Raw genomic sequence first — 19,303 nt, 5'->3', positions numbered from 1 at the left:
GCGCCCCCCCCCCCCCTCCTCTTGGCGTCACCTCCGGTCGGTCTCCCCCCTCTTCGTTCTTTCCACGAGGGGGGGGGGGGGGGGAAGGGGGGGGGGGGGGGGCGGGGGGCCGGCCCCACCGTGGAGCCGTCACAGGGGAGGGCCGTGCCTCACGGGGCACGGCCCTCCCCTGTCGCGTACGCGAGGCGGCGGGGTGGCCCTCGACGCCCGGAGCGCGGCCTTCGGGGCCCCTGCCGCGTACGCGGGGCGGCGGGGTGCCGTCAGTGCGAGGCGTCCAGGAGGGCGTCGAGCTCGTCCTCGGGAAGCCCGAGGTCGACGCGGATCCGGTAGCGGGTCCTGAGCAGGGCGATGTGCTCGCCGCTGCCCGCCACCGCCCGGTGCGCCCCCTCGGTGGCCCACTGATGGGCCTCCCCGAGGTCACCGTAGGCGACGAGGGTCTCGGCGACCATGAGGCCGGTGACCGCGGTGACGTCACCGGCGGCGCGGATCGCCGCGATCACCTCCCTCGCCTCGTCCGGCCGTTCGAGCTCGAAGAGGGTGTCGGCGATCCCGGCCCGGGGGTCGACGCTCACCTCGCCGCCGTCGTCCATCGCCCGCTGGAAGCAGTCGAGAGCCCGGGCGGGTTGCCCGGCCTGCCGCCACTCCTCGGCGGCGAGCACGAGGATCGCCGCCCGTGATATGTCGCCGGACGCGTACGCCTCGACCAGGGCTTCTAGTCGCCGGGCCAGGTCTTCGTGATCGTCGGCCAGAAGTGCCTGCTCAAGCAATCGATCAAGTTGCTCACGTGTCACATGCGCCACATCGCGAGAGTACCGAGCGACGCTCGACCGCGTACGGCCAACGGCAGGTATTGGCCACCTTACCTTGGGCAAACCTACGGTTACGCTACGCGTTTTTCCTCAGCAAAACGGGCATATGAGCGACGAGTCCTGCTAGAGGAGGGTGTCACGGGGAGGAGCCGCGATGGGCATGTCCAGGCAGACATCGTTCACGTTGATGCTCCTCCTGTCCTTCTCGGTGATCGTTCCGGGGTCCGCCGGATACCTGTCGGTCAAGATGGAGGCGATCGGGCAGGCCCACCGGGAGCTGCTCACCCTGGAGAGCCGGATCCGCGCCGAGAGGCTCGCCGCCCGGATCAGGAAGCTGGAGCGAACCTCCCGGGACCGGCGGCTCCAGCCGATCATCTCGTCCGGCCGCGAGGCCTGCGACCCCTCCGCGAGGTCCCGCGACGGGCAGGGGACCCGGTCGTCCGACCCCGCGACGGTCGTGCCGGTGCCGGTGGCGAGCGCGGAACGGGCGCGCGAGAGGCGACCGCACGCGCGAAGGCACGTCGAGCGGCACGTCGCCCACGGCCAGAACACCCGGCGATGGGACGCGCGAGGACCGGACACCTGGGGACCGGACGTGGGAGGCCCGAGACCGTCATGGCAGGACGCGCCGGAGCCCGGAGTGCAGGGGCTGACGGCGCAGGGGCCCCTCGAAGCCGGGACGACCGGCGACGCCGCCCCCGTGGAGCGGTGGTCCCAGCTCGAACGCCGGGGCAGGCCGCATGGGGAGGGCGAGGCTCGGGAGGAGCACACGTTCACCCTGCCGGACGCGACCGGCACCGGGAGCGCTCCGGAGGACATCGACGCTTCCCGCGTCCAGGATCTTCCCGCCGGTCCTCCCCTGACCGAGACAGGGGCGAAGACCGAGACGCGCGCGGACTTCGGCCCTCCCCAGGTCAGGACACGGGCGAACTGACAACCGGTCCCCCGGCCGCGTCTCTCAGGCCGAGACGCGGGCGAACTGGCGGTTCAGGTAGCCGCGGATCAGGCGCTTGGCCTCGGCCACGATCTCCGGGGCGCCGTTCGGATCGCGCCGGAAGGCCAGCTTGAGGACGGCGTCACCGGCCTCCACCGCGACGAGGATGGCCAGGTCGAACTCCTCGCTGTCGGCCAGCCCGTACTCCTGCAGCAGAAGGCCGCGCAGCCGTCCGGCGATCACCGTGTTGTTCTCGGACCCGGGGTCGAGCAGGTTGAGGTCGACGACGTCGCCGAAGTGCAGGGACCGGAACCCCGGCACGGTCCGGTGCATCTCCACGTACTCGTCGATGATCGCGTCGACCGCGTCCCACCAGCCCGCGTAGTCCTCGAGCAGGAAGCGCCTGCCGATCCGGGAGACGAACCCCTCCACGTGGCGCCGGGTCACCGCCTGGGTGAGGGCACGCTTGTCGGGGAAGAACTGGTAGACCGAACCGATCGCGACCCCCGCGCGCTCGGCGATCCTCGTGGTGGAGAGCGCGTCGTAACCGATCTCGTCCAGCAGGTCGGCACACGCGTCGAGCATCCGCTCGACACGTCGCGCGCTTCGTCGTTGGGTGGGTTGACGGCGTAGTGGAGCCTCACCCGGCTCCTCGCAGGAGATGGTGGACACCCCACCATCTTGCCCCTCTGACAGGCCGGGGTCAGCGCTTATTCGTCAATCGCGAGATTTCTCCACCCCCGGTGATCCCCCGGTGAGCCGGACGAGCCCGGCCAGGCGGCGGGTGAGCGCCGGGGAGACCCGCGAGAGGGCGTAACCGATCTTGCCCTCCGCGTTCACCGCGACGACGGGCAGGTCGCGGTGAACGGCGCGCAGGATGTGCGCGGCCACCCGCTCGGGTGGGTACCCGCGCGCGGCCAGCGCCCTGCCCGCGGGCTCCCCCGCGACCTCGGCGAGGTCCCCGACGTAGGTGGCGTTCCGCGCGATCGCGGTGGAGACGAACCCGGGGCAGATCGTGGAGACCCCGATCCCCTGTCCGGCGAGCTCGGCGCGCAGGCAGTCGCCGAGCATCTTCACGGCCGCCTTCGACGTCGAGTACGCGGGCAGCAGCCTGTTGGGGAGGAAGGCGGCGAGCGAGGCCACGTTCACGATGTGACCGCCCTGGCCGCGCTCGGCCATCTGGGCGGCGAACAGGCGGCAGCCGTGGATGACACCCCACAGGTTCACGTCCAGGGTCCGCCGCCAGTCGTCGACCGTGTGGTCCAGGAACGGGCCCGCCACCGCGATCCCCGCGTTGTTGACCACGATGTCGGGCACGCCGTACCGGTCCCTGACCAGCCGGGCGAACTCCTCCATCCCCTCGGCGTCCGCGACGTCCACCCGGTGGGCGTGCGCCGCGCCCCCGCTCCGTGCGCCCCTCTCCGCGGTGAGGGTGATGCCCTCCGCGGTGCGGCGCGCGGCGTCGAGGTCGATGTCCGCGCAGACCACCTCGGCGCCGTGCGCGGCGAAGGCACGGGCGGTGGCCCGGCCGATCCCGCCGCCCGCGCCGGTGACCACCACCAGCCGTCCGTCGAAGGGCCCGCGCTCACCGGGCCGGTCCCTGCGCAGCTCCGCAGAGGGCGGCGCTCCCTCGACGTGCTCGGCGAACTCGGCGATCATGCGGGCGAGCACACCGGGGTGGCTGCGCTGCACCCAGTGGCCCGCGGGGACGCGGCGGTGCCACAGCCGGGGCGCCCAGCGGTGCGCCGAGGCGAGCAGGGCGGGGGAGACGAACGGATCCTCGGTGGCCTCGACCAGCTGGACGGGCATTCGCGGCGCGGACCCAGTCTCGGACCCGGTTTTAGGTGCGGACGCGGTTTCAGGTGCGGGCCCGGACACGGACGCGGGCGTAGTCCCGGACGCGGGCGCAGTCCCGGACGCGGGCGCAGTCCCGGACGCGGGCGCAGTCCCGGACGCGGGCGCAGTCCCGGACGCGGGCCCGGACACGGACGCGGGCGTAGTCCCGGACGCGGGCCCGGACACGGACGCGGGCGTAGTCCCGAATGGGGGCCCGGGCACGGACGCGGGCGCAGGTGCGGTGGGCGACGCGCCGCGGCCGGTCAGCATGTTGGCACGGTAGAGGCCGAGACCGTTCAGGCCGTCCCTGACGAGGGTCTCCGCCGGGTGTCCCGGCCGCGCCGGCGCGCCCACCGACCGGCGCATCAAGCGCGGCAGCACGGCGCGCAGCACGAGCTCGGGGACGACGGGCACCTGGAAGGCGCCGATGTACCAGGACCGCAGGAGCTGCCCGGCGACCTCGCGCCGCCCGCCGTGCCGTACGAAATGCGCGGCCTTCTCCAGGTGCGGGCCGCCGACGGAGGTGAAGGAGAGGATCCGCTCCTCGATGCCCGGCCTGCCGATCAACCTCCAGCCCTGGATGGAACCCCAGTCGTGTCCCACGAGGTGCACCCCGGGCTTGCCCACCGCGTCAAGGACCGCGGTCAGGTCGGCGGCCAGGTGGTCGTAGCCGTAGCCCTCGGTGGTGCGCGGGGCGTCGGAGAGCCCGGCGCCCCGGACGTCGTAGCGGACCACGTGGAAGCGGTCCTCCAGCAGCGCGGCGACCTCGTCCCAGACCCGGTGGGTGTCGGGGTAGCCGTGCACGAGCACGACGGTCGGGGACGCGGGGTCGCCCTGCTCGAACAGCGCCAGCCGGACGTCGCCGGACTCCACCCACCGCATCACTGCCTCCCGCCCACGCTCTTCCGGAACTATCCCGACTGGCCGGGCCTGGCGGCCAGGCCGGTGCAGCCGCGCAGCGCCTTCCAGCCCGTGATGGCCTGCTGCCGCCCGGTGCCGGTGAGCGGGATCGGCACCCCGCCCTGGATGGTGGCCGGGGTCCACTGGTCCTTGAGCACCTTGCGGCCGTTGATCGTCAGGGTGAGCACGCCGGTCCTGCCGGTGTCGGGGCCCCAGTTGTAGAAGACGAAGTTGCCCAGGCCGTAGCTGACGTAGCTGTTCTTCAGGTATCCGGCGCCGAGCAGGATGTGCGCGTGGCCGCCGACGACGACGTCCGCCCCGGCCGCGACCAGCTTGGGCGCCAGGCCGCGCTGCGCCTCGTTGGGACACTTCTGCAGCTCGGTGCCCCAGTGCAGGTGGACGATGACGGTGTCGGAGTTCTTGCGCGCCCTGCGCACCTCCTGGATCAGCCGCGCCTCGTCCTTGGCCGAGGCGAGACCGCCCTGGTCACCGGAGGCCGTCCACGCCTGGACGAACTCCGCGTCCAGCACCTGGGTCGCGCCGATGATGGCGACGCGGTTGCCGTTCACGGTCGTCCGCCAGGGCTTGTACGCCTCGGCCTCGTTCCTGCCCACGCCCACGACGGGGAACTTGGAACGTTTGATGGCGGCGAGGGAGTCCTTCAGCCCGCTCTGCATGTAGTCCATGCCGTGGTTGTTCGCCAGCGAGGCGACGTCCACCCCGGACGCCTTCAGCGCGGTGAGCGCCGCCGCCGGGGCACGGAAGGTGTACTGCTTGCCGGGGGCGGGGGTGCCGCCGGTGGTGATCGCGGTCTCCAGGTTGACCATCGCCAGGTCGGAGCGCTTGAGCACCCTGGCGATCGGGCCGAGCGCGGTCTTCGGGTCGGCGTTCAGCCGGGTGCGCAGCACGCCCTCGAAGTGCACGTCACCGCCGAAGGAGATGGTGTACGGCCTGCGCTCCGGCGTGGGGGTGGCCTCGGCCGGTTCGGTGGGCCTCTCCACGATGTCGGGGGTCGATTCGGGGGCGGCCGACTCGGCGGCGGAGCAGGCCGCGAGGAGCACGGCTGAGGCGGTGATCGCGGCGGCCAGGGCGAGGCGGCGAGCTGTGTACGTGTCCATCGGTATTCGAGGATGCCATCTCCCCCACCGCCTGTGTCACAACTCGCCCCACCAGATTTGTTTCATTAAGACTGGAGAAAGTCGTTAACTTGAATCATTCAGCTTTAGGTCGTACGGTGTGGTCATGGAGGACGAGGACCGGCTCCGGCAGGCGGGTCTGCGGGTGACCGCGGCCCGGCTGGCGATCATGCGGACCGTGCGGGAGGGCGACCACCTCGACGTGGACGCCGTCCATCACGGTGTGCGGAGCCGCGTCGGCCAGGTCTCCCTGCAGGCCGTCTACGACTCGTTGCACGCGTTGCACGGGGCCGGGCTCCTCCGGCGGCTGGAACCCGCGGGCAGTCCCGCCCGGTACGAGACGCGGATCGGTGACAACCACCACCACCTCGTCTGCCGCCGGTGCGGGAAGGTCACCGACGTCGACTGCGCCGTCGGCCACGCGCCCTGCCTCGACCCGGTCTCCGACGCCGGATACCTGATCGACGAGGCGGACGTGATCTTTTGGGGTACGTGCCCCGGCTGTCGTTCCGAAGACACTCGACGAAGAGAACCCCCGGAGGACCCGCTATGAGCACCAGGCCCATCACCACCACCACCGACGCGGGAATCGCCGCGCCGAGCGACGAGCACTCCCTGTCGGTGGGCCCGAACGGGCCCCTGCTGCTGCAGGACCACTACCTGATCCAGAAGATGGCCCACTTCAACCGGGAGCGCGTGCCCGAGCGGGTCGTCCACGCCAAGGGCGGCGGCGCGCACGGCATCCTCCGGATCACCGAGGACGTCAGCCAGTTCACCAAGGCGGGCCTGTTCGCCAAGGGCAAGGAGACCCCGCTCTTCATCCGCTTCTCCTCGGTCGCGGGCGAGCTCGGCAGCCCCGACACCCAGCGCGACCCGCGCGGCTTCGCGCTGAAGTTCTACACCGAGGAGGGCAACTACGACCTCGTCGGCAACAACACGCCCATCTTCTTCATCCGCGACCCGCAGAAGTTCTCCGACTTCATCCACAGCCAGAAGCGCCGCGCCGACACCAACCTGCGCGACCACAACATGCAGTGGGACTTCTGGACGCTCTCGCCGGAGAGCGCCCACCAGGTGACGTTCCTGATGACCGACCGCGGCACCCCGGCGTCCTGGCGCCACATGCACGGCTTCGGCTCGCACACCTTCCTCTGGTACAACGCCGCCGGCGAGAAGTTCTGGGTCAAGTACCACTTCAAGACCGACCAGGGCGTGAAGAACTTCACCGACGCCGAGGCCGGCGCGGTCATCGCGCAGGACGCCGACTTCCACATCCGCGACCTGCACACCGCGATCGCGAGCGGCGACCACCCGTCCTGGACGGTGAACGTCCAGGTCATGCCGTTCGAGGCCGCCGCCGACTACCGGTTCAACCCGTTCGACCTGACCAAGGTGTGGCCGCACTCCGACTACCCCGAGATCACGATCGGCAGGTTCACGCTGAACCGCAACCCGGCGAACTACTTCGCCGAGGTCGAGCAGTCGAGCTTCGAGCCGTCCAACCTGGTGCCGGGCATCGGCCCGTCCCCGGACAAGATGCTCCAGGGCCGGCTGTTCTCCTACCCGGACGCCCACCGCTACCGCATCGGCGTCAACTACCAGCAGCTGCCGATCAACGCGCCGAAGGCTCCCGTCCACAGTTACAACAAGGACGGCCAGATGCGCTTCGACAACCCGGGCGACCCCGTCTACGCCCCCAACAGCGTCGGCGGCCCGGTGGCCGACCCGGCGCTGTACGAGGGCGAGCACTACCAGGTGACCGGTGAGATCCTCCGTTCCGCCTACACCCTGCACCGCGAGGACGACGACTTCGTCCAGCCCCGCGCGCTGTGGGAGAACGTGCTGTCCGACACCGACCGCTCCCACCTGGTGAGCAACGTCGTCGGCCACGCCTCCGCCCCGGAGGTCACCGCCGAGATGAAGAAGCGCGTCGTCGAGTACTGGACGAACGTCCACAAGGACCTCGGCCAGGGCGTCGCCCAGGGCCTCGGCGTCGCCGCCGGGTAATCACACCTTCTTCTCCTCGTACGGCTCGCGTCTCCTCGGAGGTGCGGGCCGTACGGCTGTCCTGCGGCTTTCACCGGTTTTCCCCGGTTTTTCCCGGTTTTTTCGGCGTCCCCGGTCGTCCCCGAACAGTCTCCGGACAGTCTCCGGACAGTGCCTGGACACACGAAAGGGGGCTGTCCCGTCGTCGGGCAAGCCCCCGGTCCTGGAAGGACGGCCGCTCAGAGGTCGAGGGCTTCGCCCTTCACCGCCGCGACGAACGCGGTCCACCCCGGCCGGCCGAAGACCAGCACCGCTCCGCCCCTGTCCTTGCTGTCCCTGACCGCGAATCCCCGTCCGGGCAGGTGAGCCACCTCGACACAGTTACCGTTGGTTCCGCTCTGCCGACTTTTCCGCCATACCACTCTGGACAGGTCAATATCAGACACAACTCACCCCTTCTCCCACGGGGGACCATAAGGCACCTTAAGGATGAAGGCGTGACGAAGAACTTGCAAGGTATTAAGCATGGCCGGATAGAACACCGTATCCTGACCGCTCTTCCGGTGTGCGATGATTCTTCCCTGCTCAACCGGTGGGCCCAATCCATCCGGTGGGGCGGAAGCGATGAAAACGCGTTAACCACTGCGGGGCGGCTCTTGTTCTCTTGCGTGAGTGCCGGGGCCGCTTCCCGCTAGATGTCGAACTCCCCTTCCTTCACCCCCCCGACGAAGGAGTCCCACGCACCGGAAGCGAAGGTGAGAACGGGACCGGAGCGGTCCTTGCTGTCACGCACCCCGACCCGCTCCTCGCCCAACCTCGCCACCTCGACACAGTTGCCGCTGGCGGCGCTCAGGGCGCTCTTCTTCCAGATCACATCGTTGTGATTGTTCGCGCTCATTATTCTTCCCGGAAATAACGGAACAGGCGGCGGGAACAATGTCTCGCTACCTGTCCCAGTACTTGATTGTTTTTTTGATGATCTCCTGTGATGCCGTCTCGTCGAGGGCCCGTTCCATCAGGTAACCAAAGGCGCGCTCGTACTGGTAGACCATTTCCACGTCCTCGACAAATCGTCCTCCGGGAAGAAGCTCCTCGTAGACGACGTCCTGGAAATCGGGAAACGTCAGGTGCAGGAACGCCCCGGTGGACACCGGCGGCGGAACGTCCTGGGGAAGAACTCTCATATCCACGTGCTCCAGCTCCGAGACCTCGATCAGGTGCACGAGCTGGTCCCGCATGACGCGAGGGTCGTCGCCGTACTGGTTCTTCAGCACGGATTCGTGCAACACGCTCACATGGGTCAGCGGATCGGCCTCGTGCAGCAGCGTGCGCTGCCGCGCCAGCCGTATCTCGACCCGGTCCTGGATCCAGCTCGGTGGAAGCAGGCTGGACTCCTGGTTCGCGTTGTGAACGCCCAGGACGTAACCCTCCGTCTGGAGAAGGCCGGGCACGATCTGGGGTTCCCAGTTTCGCGCCACGGTGGCCTCCGCCTCCATCCCGATGAGCGTGATGTAGTCATCGGGCACGGAACCGCGATATCTCTCCCACCACCCCTTCCGAGCGGCGTCGCGCCGCAGCGTGACGAGAACCTCCCGCAGGGACTCGTCGACCTCGTAGAGGTCGGCGAGAACCTCGACGTCGACCTCGCTGGCCAGCGTCTTGGCGGTCTCGATCCGGCTGACCTTGGCGGTCGACCACCGCAGGCGCTCGGACACCTCGTCACCGGTCAGGTGAAGTCCTTCGCGAAGCCTGCGTAACTCCAGACCCAGCCGACGCCGACGGAGTGCTGGACTGCCACGTTGCGGCATCACGACCTCCTCACCATGACGGATGGGCGTGCGTCACGGCCTCAACAGGGACCTGACGAATGATAGTGCAAATTACACAGATGCTTGCAGTGCATGTGTGGAACATTATTGCCTTTTTCCTTACGGCAAGTCTTGCAGCCAAATCTATGCTGAGCGACTATCAGAACAGGAAGGTTCTCGAAAGATCGGGGGGCCCGCCGGTGATCATCCGGAAGGGCGTCTTCGAGTGCCTTCATGAGCCACGTGGTGCGGGGCGGGCACGCGGTTGTCCGGCAACGGTGCCGTCTTCGACGAAACGGAGTTGACGCGGGGAGGCCAGCAGGGGGAGCACGTAAATCGGCCGGCGACGGCCCAGCGTCGCACGCATCAAAGAGAGCGCCTTTGTCCGGCGCAAAAAACACCGGGCCGGCGGCCACCGACCCGGTTGGCACAAGAACTCCGCGTCAAAGCCACGAAAGGAGTCTCCTATGTCCTTCCACCGTACCAACAGAACTCATGGAATCAAGACCTTCATCCTCGATCTGATCTATGTGACCGACCGAGAGCTCTATATGGACCAGGACGAATGGGCCTACCGGCTCGGCTGGACCGTGACCAGGACCGGGTTCGGGACCAGGCACTACCGCGACCCCCGGTTCGACCTCCTCAAGGCCGAGCGGACCGCCGCTCCCGCGCTCGCCCTGGCGCCGGTCCGCGACGAGGGGGTGGGTGGTGACGTCGCGGCGTGACCTCCGCCACGGCCGTCACTGCGGCTACGGCGGCCGGCCTCCCGGCGGGGCGGGTCTCCTCGTCCGGCTGTGGCGCTGGCGAACGGAGACGATCCTGCTCACCACCGTCTCGTTCCTCCTGGTCACCGTGGTCCTCTCGCTCGGAGAGGGCGACCGGTGGCCGTTTCTCGTTCTGGCCTGCACCGCCGGTGTCCTCGTCGCCTCCGGCTTCTGGAGGAGATGGGTGACGGCACACGCGTGGTGCCTGTTCTCCCGGCACCGCATCCGGAGGGCGTGCGAGGAGGCCGGGATACACACCCGCTCGGGCCGGTTGCCGCTGATCCTGTGGATCACCCCCTCCGCGGCCGGGGAGAAGGCGCTCGTCCTCGCCAGGGCCGGGACCTGCGCCGAGGACTTCGACGCCTTCTCCGCCGGGATCGCGGCGGCGTGCTGCGCCCGCGACGCCGTGGTCTCCCGGCACGGCGAATGGGCGAACCTGCTCACCGTCGAGATCGTCAGGCGGGACGAGGCCACCGGCCCGCCGGTGGGTCTCGACCGGCTCTACGGGCGGACGAGCTGGGTGAGCCTGCGAGCCGACCGGCCCGTGGAGACGGAGGACCGGCCCGTGGAGACGGAGGAGGGGATCACCGGCACGCGCCCGGCGGGGAGGTTCGCCGCCCCGCTCCCCCTGTCAGGAGAGCTTCCCGAGCTTGAGTTGCCCGAGGCCGGTGAGTTCCCCGAACCTGGCGGGTTTCCCGAGCCCCGTGAGTTCCCCGAGTCCGGCGGGCTTCCCGAACGGCGGCGACAGGCCGCGTGAATCCGGAGGGACGCGCGGCGGGAGGTCCCGGAGATCGCGCTCCGGGGCTTCCCCATGACCCTGACGACGGCCATGATGAGTCCACTCGCCGAACTCAGGAGTGCCGATGAGAACAGCGCACCGGACCTGCCCCCTCTGCGAGGCCGTCTGCGGCCTCCGGCTCACCCTCGACGACACCGGGCACGTCACCTCGGTCAAGGGTGACCCGGACGACCCCTTCTCCAAGGGGTTCATCTGTCCCAAGGGCGCCACCCTGGGACACCTCGACGAGGACCCGGACCGGCTGCGCGTCCCGATGATCCGGACGGGCGGCGAGTGGCGCGAGGCGTCCTGGGACGAGGCGTTCCGCACCGTCGCGGAGGGCCTCGCGGGCGTGATCGACGCTCACGGCCGCCAGTCGCTCGCCGTCTACCTCGGCAACCCGAACGCCCACTCCATGGTCGGCGCCCTGTACGGCGGGGCGCTGATCCGCGCCCTCGGCACCCGCAACGTCTTCTCCGCGAGCACCGCCGACCAGATGCCCAAGCACGTCTCCTGCGGCCTGATGCTCGGTGACCCGCTGGCCATCGCGGTGCCCGACCTGGACCGCACCGACTACCTGCTGATGCTCGGCGCCAACCCGCTGGAGTCCAACGGCTCGCTCTGCACCGCCCCCGACTTCCCCGGCCGCCTCAAGGCGCTGCGCGGGCGCGGCGGCAAGCTCGTGGTCGTCGACCCGCGCCGCACCCGTACCGCCGCCCTCGCCGACGAGCACCTGTTCGTCCGGCCGGGTACGGACGCCTACCTGCTGTTCGGCATCGTCCACACCCTCCTCGCCGAGGACCTCACCTCGATCGGCGTCGAGGTCAACGGGCTGGAGGAGGTGCGGCGGCTGGCGGAGGACTTCGCCCCCGAGGTGGTGGCCCCGATGTGCGGGGTGCCCGCCGGGGAGATCGTACGGCTGGCGCGCGAGCTGGCCGCGGCCCCGACGGCCGCCGTCTACGCCCGCATCGGCACCTGCACCGCCGAGTTCGGCACCGTCGCGCAGTGGCTGGTCGACGTCGTCAACGTCCTGACCGGCAACTTCGACCGTCCCGGCGGGGTCATGTTCGCGAAGCCCGCCGTGGAGAACGGCCGCCGGAGCAAGCCGTACACCACGGGACGCTGGCACAGCCGCGTCCGGGGGCTGCCGGAGGCGAACGGCGAGATCCCGGTGGCCACCCTCGCCGACGAGATCGAGACGCCGGGTGAGGGGCAGGTCAGGGGGCTGGTCACGGTGGCCGGCAACCCGGTGCTGTCGGCGCCGGGCGGGCCCCGGCTGGACCGGGCCTTCCGCGACCTGGAGTTCATGGTCTGCGTGGACCCGTACCTGAACGAGACCACCCGGCACGCGAACGTCATCCTGCCGCCGCCGCGCGTGACGCAGTCGCCGCACTACGACCTGTCGCTGCTGGCCTTCGCGGTCCGCAACTACGCGAGGTTCTCCCCGCCGATCCTGCCGCTGGAGCCGGGGCGCCCCTCGGAGGCCGAGATCATGGCGCGGCTGACGATGATCGCCTCCGGACAGGGCGCGGACGCCGATCCGGCCGCGCTCGACGAGCTGATCCTCGACCGGACGCTCCGCAGGGCCGTCGAGACGCCCGGCTCCCCGGTGGAGGGCGTGGACCCGGCCGAGCTGCGCGCGTCCCTGGACGGCTCCAGCGGAGCCGAGAGGCGGCTGGACGCCATGCTCAGGCTCGGCCCGTACGGGCTCTCCCTGGCCACCCTGCTGGCGAACCCGCACGGCATCGACCTGGGCCCGCTGGAGCCCCGGCTGGGGGAGATCATCCGTACGGCCTCGGGGCGGGTGGAGCTGGCGCCGGCGCGGCTGGTCGAGGACGCCGCGCGGCTGCGCGGGCGGCTCGCCGTCCCGCCCGCGGAGATCGTGCTGATCGGACGGCGGCACCTGCGGTCCAACAACAGCTGGCTGCACAACGTGGAACCGCTGGTCGGCGGGACCAACCGGTGCACCCTGCAGATCAACCCGGACGACGTGAGCAGGCTCGGGCTGGGCGAGCGCGCCGTGGTGCGCTCGGCCGCGGGCGAGCTGGTCGTGCCGCTGGAGCCGACCGACACGATCATGCCGGGGGTGGTGAGCCTGCCCCACGGGTGGGGGCACTCGGGCACCTCGCAGCCGGTGGCCGCCAAGCACGCGGGGGTGAACGCGAACACGCTGACAGACGATTCCGTCGTGGACGCGCCCTCGGGAAACGCCGTGTTCAACGGGGTTCCGGTCACCCTCGGCCGGGCGTGATCCCATGATCGCTCGGAAAAGCGGGATCGACGCGCATTAGGCTTGCGCGCGTGACCACCCCTCCAGCACTGGACCGTCTGCACGCTCAGCTCACCTTCGCCATGGAGATCGACAAGCTCAGACGCATCGTCCGCCGCAACACCCTCATGGACGGGTCGCGGCGGGAGAACGACGCCGAGCACTCCTGGTACGTGGGCATGCTGGCGATGGTCCTGGCCGAACACGCACCACCCGGCACCGATCTCGACAGGGTCGTCGCGATGCTGCTCGTCCACGACATCGTCGAGATCGACGCGGGAGACACGTTCATCTACGACGCCTCGGCCGTCGAGGCCCAGCCCGCCATCGAGCGCAGGGCCGCCGACCGGATCTTCGGGCTGCTCCCCTGCGACCAGGCCGAGCGGTTGCGCGAGCTCTGGGACGAGTTCGAGGAACGCAGGACGCCGGAGGCCAGGTTCGCCAAGGCCCTCGACCGGATCGCGCCCATCATGGCGAACCACCACAACGAGGGCGGCACCTGGTCGCTGTACAAGGTGACCGCCGAGCAGGTGCTGGAAAAAGTGAAGATCATCGAGGAGGGATCGGCGACACTGGGCGCCTACGCCACCGAAATCATCGCCCTGTCCGTCAGCCGGGGGCATTTGGCGCGTGCATAACACCGTTCTCGGGTAGGTCCCTATGGGTTGAGAAGGGGGCGATGGTGAAGGAAACCGTCAAAACAGGGCGTCGGCCCTTCAAACGTCTGGTGCCCGGAGTCGAACTCACCGACCGGATCGAGCGCTCACCCCGGGCCGACAGGCCGATCCGCATACTCGCCAAGGCCGTACGTCAGCGGATCGGTCCCGGGCCGCTACGGGACCTGCTGCACGGGGTGCCGACCGGCAAACCGCTCCATCCGCCGCTCGCCAACCTCAGCCTGGGGCTCTGGGCGGCGACGGCGGTGCTGGACGTGACCCGCCACGACCCGCGGGCCTCGCGCGTGCTGGTCGCCGGCGGGCTCGCCGTCGCGATGCCCGCGATGGCGGCGGGCGTCACCGACTGGTCCGCGCTCCACCGCGAGCAGCAGCGGGTGGGGTTCGTGCACGCGATCGCCAACCTGACCGCCCTGGGGCTCTACACCGGCTCGCTGGTGCTCCGGCTGGCCGGGCGTGAGCGGGCCGGGCGGATGCTGTCGTTCGCCGGGCTGGGCGCCGTGAGCGTGGGCGGCTACCTCGGCGGCCACCTGGCCTACCGGCAGGCGGCCGGGGCGAACCACGCCGAGTCCGTCGCCCATCTGGTCCCGCTGGGCTGGCACGACCTGTGCGAGCTCGGCGACCTGCCCGACGGGCGGCCGGTGACGCGGCGGCTCGGCTACATCGACCTGTTCGTGCTGCGCGTCGGCTCGGGGGTCACGGTGCTCGCCGACCAGTGTGCCCATCTGGCGGGCCCGCTCCACCAGGGACGCCTGATCTCGGAGGAGGGGACCGCCTGCGTGGTCTGCCCGTGGCACGGGAGCACCTTCAGGCTCTCCGACGGGGCCGTCGTGCACGGTCCGGCCACCGCTCCCCAGCCGTCCTTCGAGACCCGGGTCCGCCGCGACGGGGTGCTCCAGGTCCGGCCCGCGCAGATGTGAGCCTGATGCCGTGGGGAGCCTCCCGGTGGGGGTTTCCACGGCTTTCAGTGGGCCTTTGAAGTCTCTGACGCCTTTGACGCCTTCTTCCGCGGATCTCCGCGGCTCTCGGCGGGAATCCTTGGGCCTCGTACGGTGTCTCCTCGGGCATGGCGCGGTACGGCCCCTGCGCCCCGCCCAGGCGTGACAGTGCGTCCCACCCGGGCGTGACGAGAACCGGCCCGCCGCCGGCCGGTCTATGCCGGCTTGCCGTCGGCGGGGTGTTCGACCAGAGCGAGAATACGGCTGGACATGAAGCGGGCGGTGCGCACGGCCGTTCCGCTCCGGGTGACCTCGCTCACCTCGACGACGCCGCCTCGGGCGTTCGCCACCTCAACGCGACGCCCCGCTCTGGTGGCGCTGACCTCGTAGGTACGGGAACTGTCTCCTGCGTCGATGACAACCTCGACTTTGTCACCTTTCATACCTGTATAGGTACCCGGTAAGGGGCAGGTTCACCCGTACACCAGTTTGACTATCGCCACTATCCCGATGCAGACGATGAGCCAGCGCAGCACCGGGGCGGGCAGTCTCCTGCCGATCTTCGCGCCGAAGAAGCCGCCGATCGCGGCGCCCAGCGCCACCATCAGGGCCGCCAGCCAGTCGACCTCCGCGATCGCGATGAACAGCAGCGCGGCGGCCGCGTTGACCAGCAGCGCGAGCACGTTCTTGGCCGCGTTGAGCCGCTGCAGGCCGTCGTCGAGGAGGGTGCCCATCAGACCGATGAGCAGCACGCCCTGGGCCGCGCCGAAGTAGCCGCCGTAGATTCCGCAGGCGAACACGCCGGCCAGGAGCCAGGGGCCGCCGTGCGGGTGGGGATGCTCCCTCCGGGCGCCCAGCCATTTGTTGAGCCTCGGCTGGATCACCACCAGCACGCACGCCACGCCGATCAGGATGGGCACGACGATGTCGAACGTCTCCGGGGGAAGGTAGAGCAGGAGCACCCCACCGGCCACCGCGCCGACCACCGCGGGGATCCCCAGCCTGACCAGCCGCCGGAGCTGCCCCCTCAGCTCCACCCGGTAGCCGAACGCGCCGGTCAGCGACCCGGGGACCAGGCCGACGGTGTTGGAGACGTTGGCGACGACCGGCGGCATGCCCAGCGCGACCATCGTCGGGAACGTGATCAGAGACCCGGAACCGACGACGGCGTTGATGCCCCCGGCCCCGATGCCGGCCACGAAGATCGCGACCGCCTCCCACGGTGTCATGCACTTCCCCTCACTGGTAAGGCTCGCGCCCATGACAGGTGCACGGCACTCACCGGATGTTAGGAGGAGAGCGGCGGTTATCCGGTGGCGGGGGGTCTTTCACGTCCTTCACGTCCTTCACGTTCATGACATTCGTGGCATCCTTGACGTTTTTGACGTTCTTGATGGGGGCCGGCCCTGACCGGGGGCCTGTCCGTGTCCGAGGAGTCGTCCTTCTCCGTCTTCACCGGAGATCCGCTCATGGCCGGGAACCCGTCCTTCACCGGCTTCACCGGAGATCCGCTCATGGCCGGGAACCCGTCCTTCACCGGCTTCACCGGGGACCCGCCCGTGGCCGGGAACCCGTCCTTCAGCGGGACCCGTCCTTGTCGGGGAACTCGTGCCTCGCCCTGATCCTGTCCGTGGCCGGGGGCTCCTCCCCGGCCGACGACCTGTCCGTGTCCGAGGGCTCGTCCTTCACCGGCTTCACCGGTTTCGCCGGTTTCGCCGGGAGAAGGTCCGCCAGGTTTTCGAGAGCCTGTCTCAGGTCCGGCGAGACGACCGGCGGCCCGCCCTCGCCCCCCTTGGCGATCTCGCGGAGTGCCCGCAGGTACTCGTAGGCGAGAGGCTCCGAGCCTGGCCCGCCCTCGTGGACGGCCCGGAAGAGCAGGCCGATCGCGTCGGCCTCCCCCCTGGCCCGCGTCGCCCTGGCCTCGGCGTCGGCCCGCGCCTTGAGCACCGTGGCCTCCGCCTCGCCGCGCGCCCTCAGCACGGCCGCCTGCCGCTGCCCCTCGGCCGCGAGGACGGCCGCCTGCTTCTGCCCCTCGGCCGCCAGCACCGCGGCCCGCCTGTCGCGCTCGGCGCGGGCGTACCTCTCCATGGACTCCTGGACGGAGACGGGCGGATCGATCGCCGTGAGCTCGACCCGGCCGACGCGGAGGCCCCACGCGCCCGTGACGGCGTCGAGCGCCTCGCGCAGCTCGGTCCCGATCTCCTCGCGGGAGGCCAGCGCGTGTTCCACGCTCATCCCGCCGATCACGTCGCGCAGCGTGGTCACGGTGAGCCGCTCGACGGCGATCAGGAAGTTGGCGATCTCATAGGTCGCCGCACGGGCGTCGACCACCTGGAAGGAGACTGCCGTGTCGACGGAGACGACGAGGTTGTCGGAGGTGACGACCGCCTGCGGCGGGAAGGCGACGACCTGCTCGCGAAGGTCGACCGTGTCCTTGATCCGGTCGATGAACGGCACCACGAGGTTCAGCCCGGGGGCGAGTGTCCTGTGGTAGCGCCCGAACCGCTCCACGACGCCCGCCGTGGCCTGCGGCACGACACGAATCGTCCGGTAGACGGCGAAAACCGCCACGACCGTGACGACGAGAGCGGCGACAAGCGATTCCATGAGCCATCCCGGGCGGTCGAGTCACGTGGAACTCTTGACCCGGCAGGATATTTGCTTTTCCCCTCACCGGCCTTTGAACGGCCGAAACAGTCTTGGAACCGCCCTGGGATCACCCTGGAATCGCTTTAAGATCGTCTCGGAACCGGCGGCCGTTCGGACCCACCGGTCCGCCCTCGGAGCCGGTGCGCCCTCAGGACCGGCGCATCCCTAAGACCAGCGCGCCCTCAAAGCCGGCGCGCTCTCAAAACCGTCCGTCCTCAGAGCTGGTGCGCCCGTGCGTACCAGCGGCCGTCACGCCCCCGATCCAGGGTGAGCGGGACGCTGAAGGTGCGCGACAGGTTCTCCGCGGTCATCACCTGGTCGATCGGGCCCTGGGCCACCACGGAGCCGTGCCGCAGCAGCAGCGCGTGGGTGAACCCGCTGGGCACCTCCTCCACGTGGTGGGTGACCAGCACCATGGTCGGCGCGTTCGGGTCGTGCGCGAACGTCGCCAGGCGGCGGACCAGGTCCTCGCGCCCGCCCAGGTCCAGGCCGGCGGCGGGCTCGTCCAGCAGCAGCAACTCCGGGTTCGGCATGAGCGCGCGGGCGATCTGGACCCGCTTGCGCTCCCCCTCGGACAGCGTGTTGAACCGGCGCCGGATCAGGTGGGCGCAGCCGAGCTGGTCGATCAGCTCGACGGCGCGCGTGACGTCGTGGGAGTCGTACTCCTCCGTCCAGCGGCCGAGGATGGCGTACGAGGCCGTGAGCACCAGGTCGATGACCTTCTCCTCCGGCGGCACCTTCTCCGCCAGCGCGGCGCTCGCGAGCCCGATGCGGGGCCGGAGCTCGAAGACGTCACTCTGGCCGAGCCGCTCGCCCAGGATCTCGACGATGCCCTCGGTGGGGAACAGCATCGCCCCGACCACCTGCAGCAACGTCGTCTTTCCCGCGCCGTTGGGACCGATGACGACCCACCGCTCGTCCTCGTGAACGGTCCAGTCGATCTCCCGCAGCAGGGCCGCCCCGTCCCTGCGGACGGTGACGTCCTGTAGCCGAAGCACTTGACCGCCCATCCCTTATGCCTCCTTGTGAATCGCTGGAACAAAACCTATTGCAGGACAAGCGCATATCGTGGATCGGTGCATCCTGATTCACCCATCTCGGCCACCCTGGTCTGCTGGGGCAATGCCTGGCTCGCCGGACAGGTCGGCCTCGACGAGGCCGCCGACCGCGTGGAACGACAGGCAGGCCCCCAACTCGTCGCCGGTGAGACCGGCGACCTCCCCCTCCGCGGATTCCTCGCCGACCTGCGGATCGAGGGCATGAAGTCGCTTCGGCTGGCCCTCCCCGTCGCGGGCGACCCACTCGGGCTCACCGGACCGCCCCCCTTCAACTCCGCGGCCATCGAGGCCGGGCAGGCGGCGACAGCCGTGCTCCCCGGCAGATGCGTCGGCCTGATCCCGGCAAACGACCGCCGCGGGTCATCGTACGCCGGGGTCCGCTGGACCGTGCTGGAGGCCCGTGCCACCGCCCCCGACCTGCCCTCCCTCGCCGAGGCCGAGCACGAGCTGACCCGAGCCATGCGCGTGGCCACCGACGCCCTGCTCGGCGTGGAGGGCCCGGCCCAGGGACATCGGCGGATGGAGATCGTAGACGACGGCCTGGCCCCCGGCTACCCCGCCAGGGCGCACCGGGTCGCCGCCCTGGCCGCCCGCCTCGCCGCGGTCCTCCGGGTCGCCGACGACCGCGGGCTCACCTCGGGCCAGATCGCCGTACGCGGTGAGGCCCTGCGCGAGCTCGACCGCGCGGTGCGCCGGGCCCGGGTGGTCGCCCACCACGCCATCACCGAGCTGGTCTGACGGTCTCGACGGTCTCGACGGTC

At 70.3% G+C, this 19,303-nt stretch carries 20 protein-coding genes; 9 read left to right on the top strand and 11 right to left on the bottom strand.

What is annotated here, in order from left to right:
* Positions 1-260: 260 nt before the first annotated feature.
* Entirely contained in the window at positions 261-767 is a 507-nt protein-coding gene (locus ACFYWM_RS20810; RefSeq protein ID WP_389917003.1) for a tetratricopeptide repeat protein, read from the bottom strand.
* Positions 768-969: 202 nt separating this feature from the next.
* On the opposite strand from ACFYWM_RS20810, the gene ACFYWM_RS20805 reads away from it, so the two are divergent.
* A complete protein-coding gene (locus ACFYWM_RS20805; RefSeq protein ID WP_389917001.1) occupies positions 970-1,743 on the top strand; it encodes a hypothetical protein in 774 nt (257 codons plus the stop codon).
* A 24-nt stretch (positions 1,744-1,767) separates the two neighbouring features.
* On the opposite strand, the gene ACFYWM_RS20800 is transcribed toward ACFYWM_RS20805, so the two are convergent.
* Genes ACFYWM_RS20800 through ACFYWM_RS20790 form a run of 3 tightly spaced genes read right to left on the bottom strand, consistent with a single transcriptional unit; the run spans position 1,768 to position 5,597 of the window.
* Entirely contained in the window at positions 1,768-2,415 is a 648-nt protein-coding gene (locus ACFYWM_RS20800) for a TetR/AcrR family transcriptional regulator (protein ID WP_386154687.1), read from the bottom strand.
* Positions 2,416-2,460: 45 nt separating this feature from the next.
* Positions 2,461-4,461, bottom strand: a complete 2,001-nt coding sequence (locus tag ACFYWM_RS20795; RefSeq protein ID WP_389916999.1) for an SDR family oxidoreductase — start codon at positions 4,459-4,461, stop codon at positions 2,461-2,463.
* A gap of 29 nt (positions 4,462-4,490) precedes the next feature.
* Positions 4,491-5,597 carry a CapA family protein gene (locus ACFYWM_RS20790; protein WP_389916997.1) on the bottom strand — a complete coding sequence of 369 codons (1,107 nt, stop codon included), beginning with the start codon at positions 5,595-5,597 and terminating at the stop codon, positions 4,491-4,493.
* Between the two features lie 124 nt (positions 5,598-5,721).
* Between ACFYWM_RS20790 and ACFYWM_RS20785 the strand changes: the two genes are divergently transcribed.
* Positions 5,722-6,168 (top strand): Fur family transcriptional regulator, encoded by a 447-nt coding sequence (locus tag ACFYWM_RS20785; protein WP_389916995.1) that lies wholly within the window; start codon positions 5,722-5,724, stop codon positions 6,166-6,168.
* Entirely contained in the window at positions 6,165-7,622 is a 1,458-nt protein-coding gene (locus tag ACFYWM_RS20780; protein WP_389916993.1) for a catalase, read from the top strand. The genes ACFYWM_RS20785 and ACFYWM_RS20780 overlap by 4 nt, the downstream gene beginning before the upstream one ends.
* A gap of 218 nt (positions 7,623-7,840) precedes the next feature.
* Here the strand turns inward: ACFYWM_RS20780 and ACFYWM_RS20775 are convergent, their stop codons facing one another.
* From ACFYWM_RS20775 to ACFYWM_RS20765, 3 genes are all read right to left on the bottom strand, one after another.
* Complete coding sequence (locus ACFYWM_RS20775; protein WP_389917015.1) at positions 7,841-8,023, bottom strand: DUF397 domain-containing protein; 183 nt, start codon at positions 8,021-8,023, stop codon at positions 7,841-7,843.
* 269 nt (positions 8,024-8,292) lie between these two features.
* Positions 8,293-8,499, bottom strand: a complete 207-nt coding sequence (locus ACFYWM_RS20770; RefSeq protein ID WP_389916991.1) for a DUF397 domain-containing protein — start codon at positions 8,497-8,499, stop codon at positions 8,293-8,295.
* Positions 8,500-8,545: 46 nt separating this feature from the next.
* On the bottom strand, positions 8,546-9,409 hold the full coding sequence (locus ACFYWM_RS20765; protein ID WP_389916989.1) for a helix-turn-helix domain-containing protein: 864 nt from the start codon (positions 9,407-9,409) through the stop codon (positions 8,546-8,548).
* A 467-nt stretch (positions 9,410-9,876) separates the two neighbouring features.
* Between ACFYWM_RS20765 and ACFYWM_RS20760 the strand changes: the two genes are divergently transcribed.
* The 5 genes from ACFYWM_RS20760 (at position 9,877) to ACFYWM_RS20740 (ending at position 14,817) form a co-directional block, all read left to right on the top strand.
* Positions 9,877-10,137: a hypothetical protein gene (locus tag ACFYWM_RS20760; RefSeq protein WP_389916987.1), complete on the top strand. Its 261-nt coding sequence runs from the start codon at positions 9,877-9,879 to the stop codon at positions 10,135-10,137.
* Entirely contained in the window at positions 10,121-10,933 is an 813-nt protein-coding gene (locus tag ACFYWM_RS20755) for a hypothetical protein (RefSeq protein WP_389916985.1), read from the top strand. Before ACFYWM_RS20760 ends, ACFYWM_RS20755 begins: the two co-directional genes overlap by 17 nt.
* 106 nt (positions 10,934-11,039) lie before the next feature.
* Positions 11,040-13,205: a molybdopterin-dependent oxidoreductase gene (locus ACFYWM_RS20750; protein WP_389916983.1), complete on the top strand. Its 2,166-nt coding sequence runs from the start codon at positions 11,040-11,042 to the stop codon at positions 13,203-13,205.
* A 101-nt stretch (positions 13,206-13,306) separates the two neighbouring features.
* The gene (locus ACFYWM_RS20745; RefSeq protein ID WP_389917013.1) at positions 13,307-13,861 is read left to right on the top strand and encodes an HD family hydrolase; all 555 of its coding nucleotides are present in this window, start codon (positions 13,307-13,309) and stop codon (positions 13,859-13,861) included.
* A gap of 89 nt (positions 13,862-13,950) precedes the next feature.
* Positions 13,951-14,817, top strand: a complete 867-nt coding sequence (locus ACFYWM_RS20740) for a Rieske 2Fe-2S domain-containing protein (protein WP_389916981.1) — start codon at positions 13,951-13,953, stop codon at positions 14,815-14,817.
* 233 nt (positions 14,818-15,050) lie between these two features.
* Here the strand turns inward: ACFYWM_RS20740 and ACFYWM_RS20735 are convergent, their stop codons facing one another.
* The 4 genes from ACFYWM_RS20735 to ACFYWM_RS20720 all read right to left on the bottom strand — a co-directional run bounded on the left by ACFYWM_RS20735 (position 15,051) and on the right by ACFYWM_RS20720 (position 18,494).
* Positions 15,051-15,278 carry a hypothetical protein gene (locus ACFYWM_RS20735; RefSeq protein WP_329088968.1) on the bottom strand — a complete coding sequence of 76 codons (228 nt, stop codon included), beginning with the start codon at positions 15,276-15,278 and terminating at the stop codon, positions 15,051-15,053.
* A gap of 30 nt (positions 15,279-15,308) precedes the next feature.
* A complete protein-coding gene (locus ACFYWM_RS20730; RefSeq protein WP_389916979.1) occupies positions 15,309-16,064 on the bottom strand; it encodes a sulfite exporter TauE/SafE family protein in 756 nt (251 codons plus the stop codon).
* Between the two features lie 349 nt (positions 16,065-16,413).
* Positions 16,414-17,442, bottom strand: coding sequence for an SPFH domain-containing protein (locus ACFYWM_RS20725; RefSeq protein ID WP_389916977.1), 1,029 nt, complete (start codon positions 17,440-17,442; stop codon positions 16,414-16,416).
* Between the two features lie 257 nt (positions 17,443-17,699).
* Entirely contained in the window at positions 17,700-18,494 is a 795-nt protein-coding gene (locus ACFYWM_RS20720; RefSeq protein WP_362690027.1) for an ABC transporter ATP-binding protein, read from the bottom strand.
* Positions 18,495-18,560: 66 nt separating this feature from the next.
* Here ACFYWM_RS20720 and ACFYWM_RS20715 point away from each other — a divergent pair, with 66 nt between their 5' ends.
* A complete protein-coding gene (locus ACFYWM_RS20715) occupies positions 18,561-19,280 on the top strand; it encodes a hypothetical protein (protein WP_389916975.1) in 720 nt (239 codons plus the stop codon).
* Positions 19,281-19,303 lie beyond the last annotated feature (23 nt).

Source organism: Streptosporangium sp. NPDC002721, from assembly GCF_042888905.1.
Lineage (GTDB): Bacteria > Actinomycetota > Actinomycetes > Streptosporangiales > Streptosporangiaceae > Streptosporangium.
This window is presented reverse-complemented; position numbering and strand designations above follow the sequence as displayed.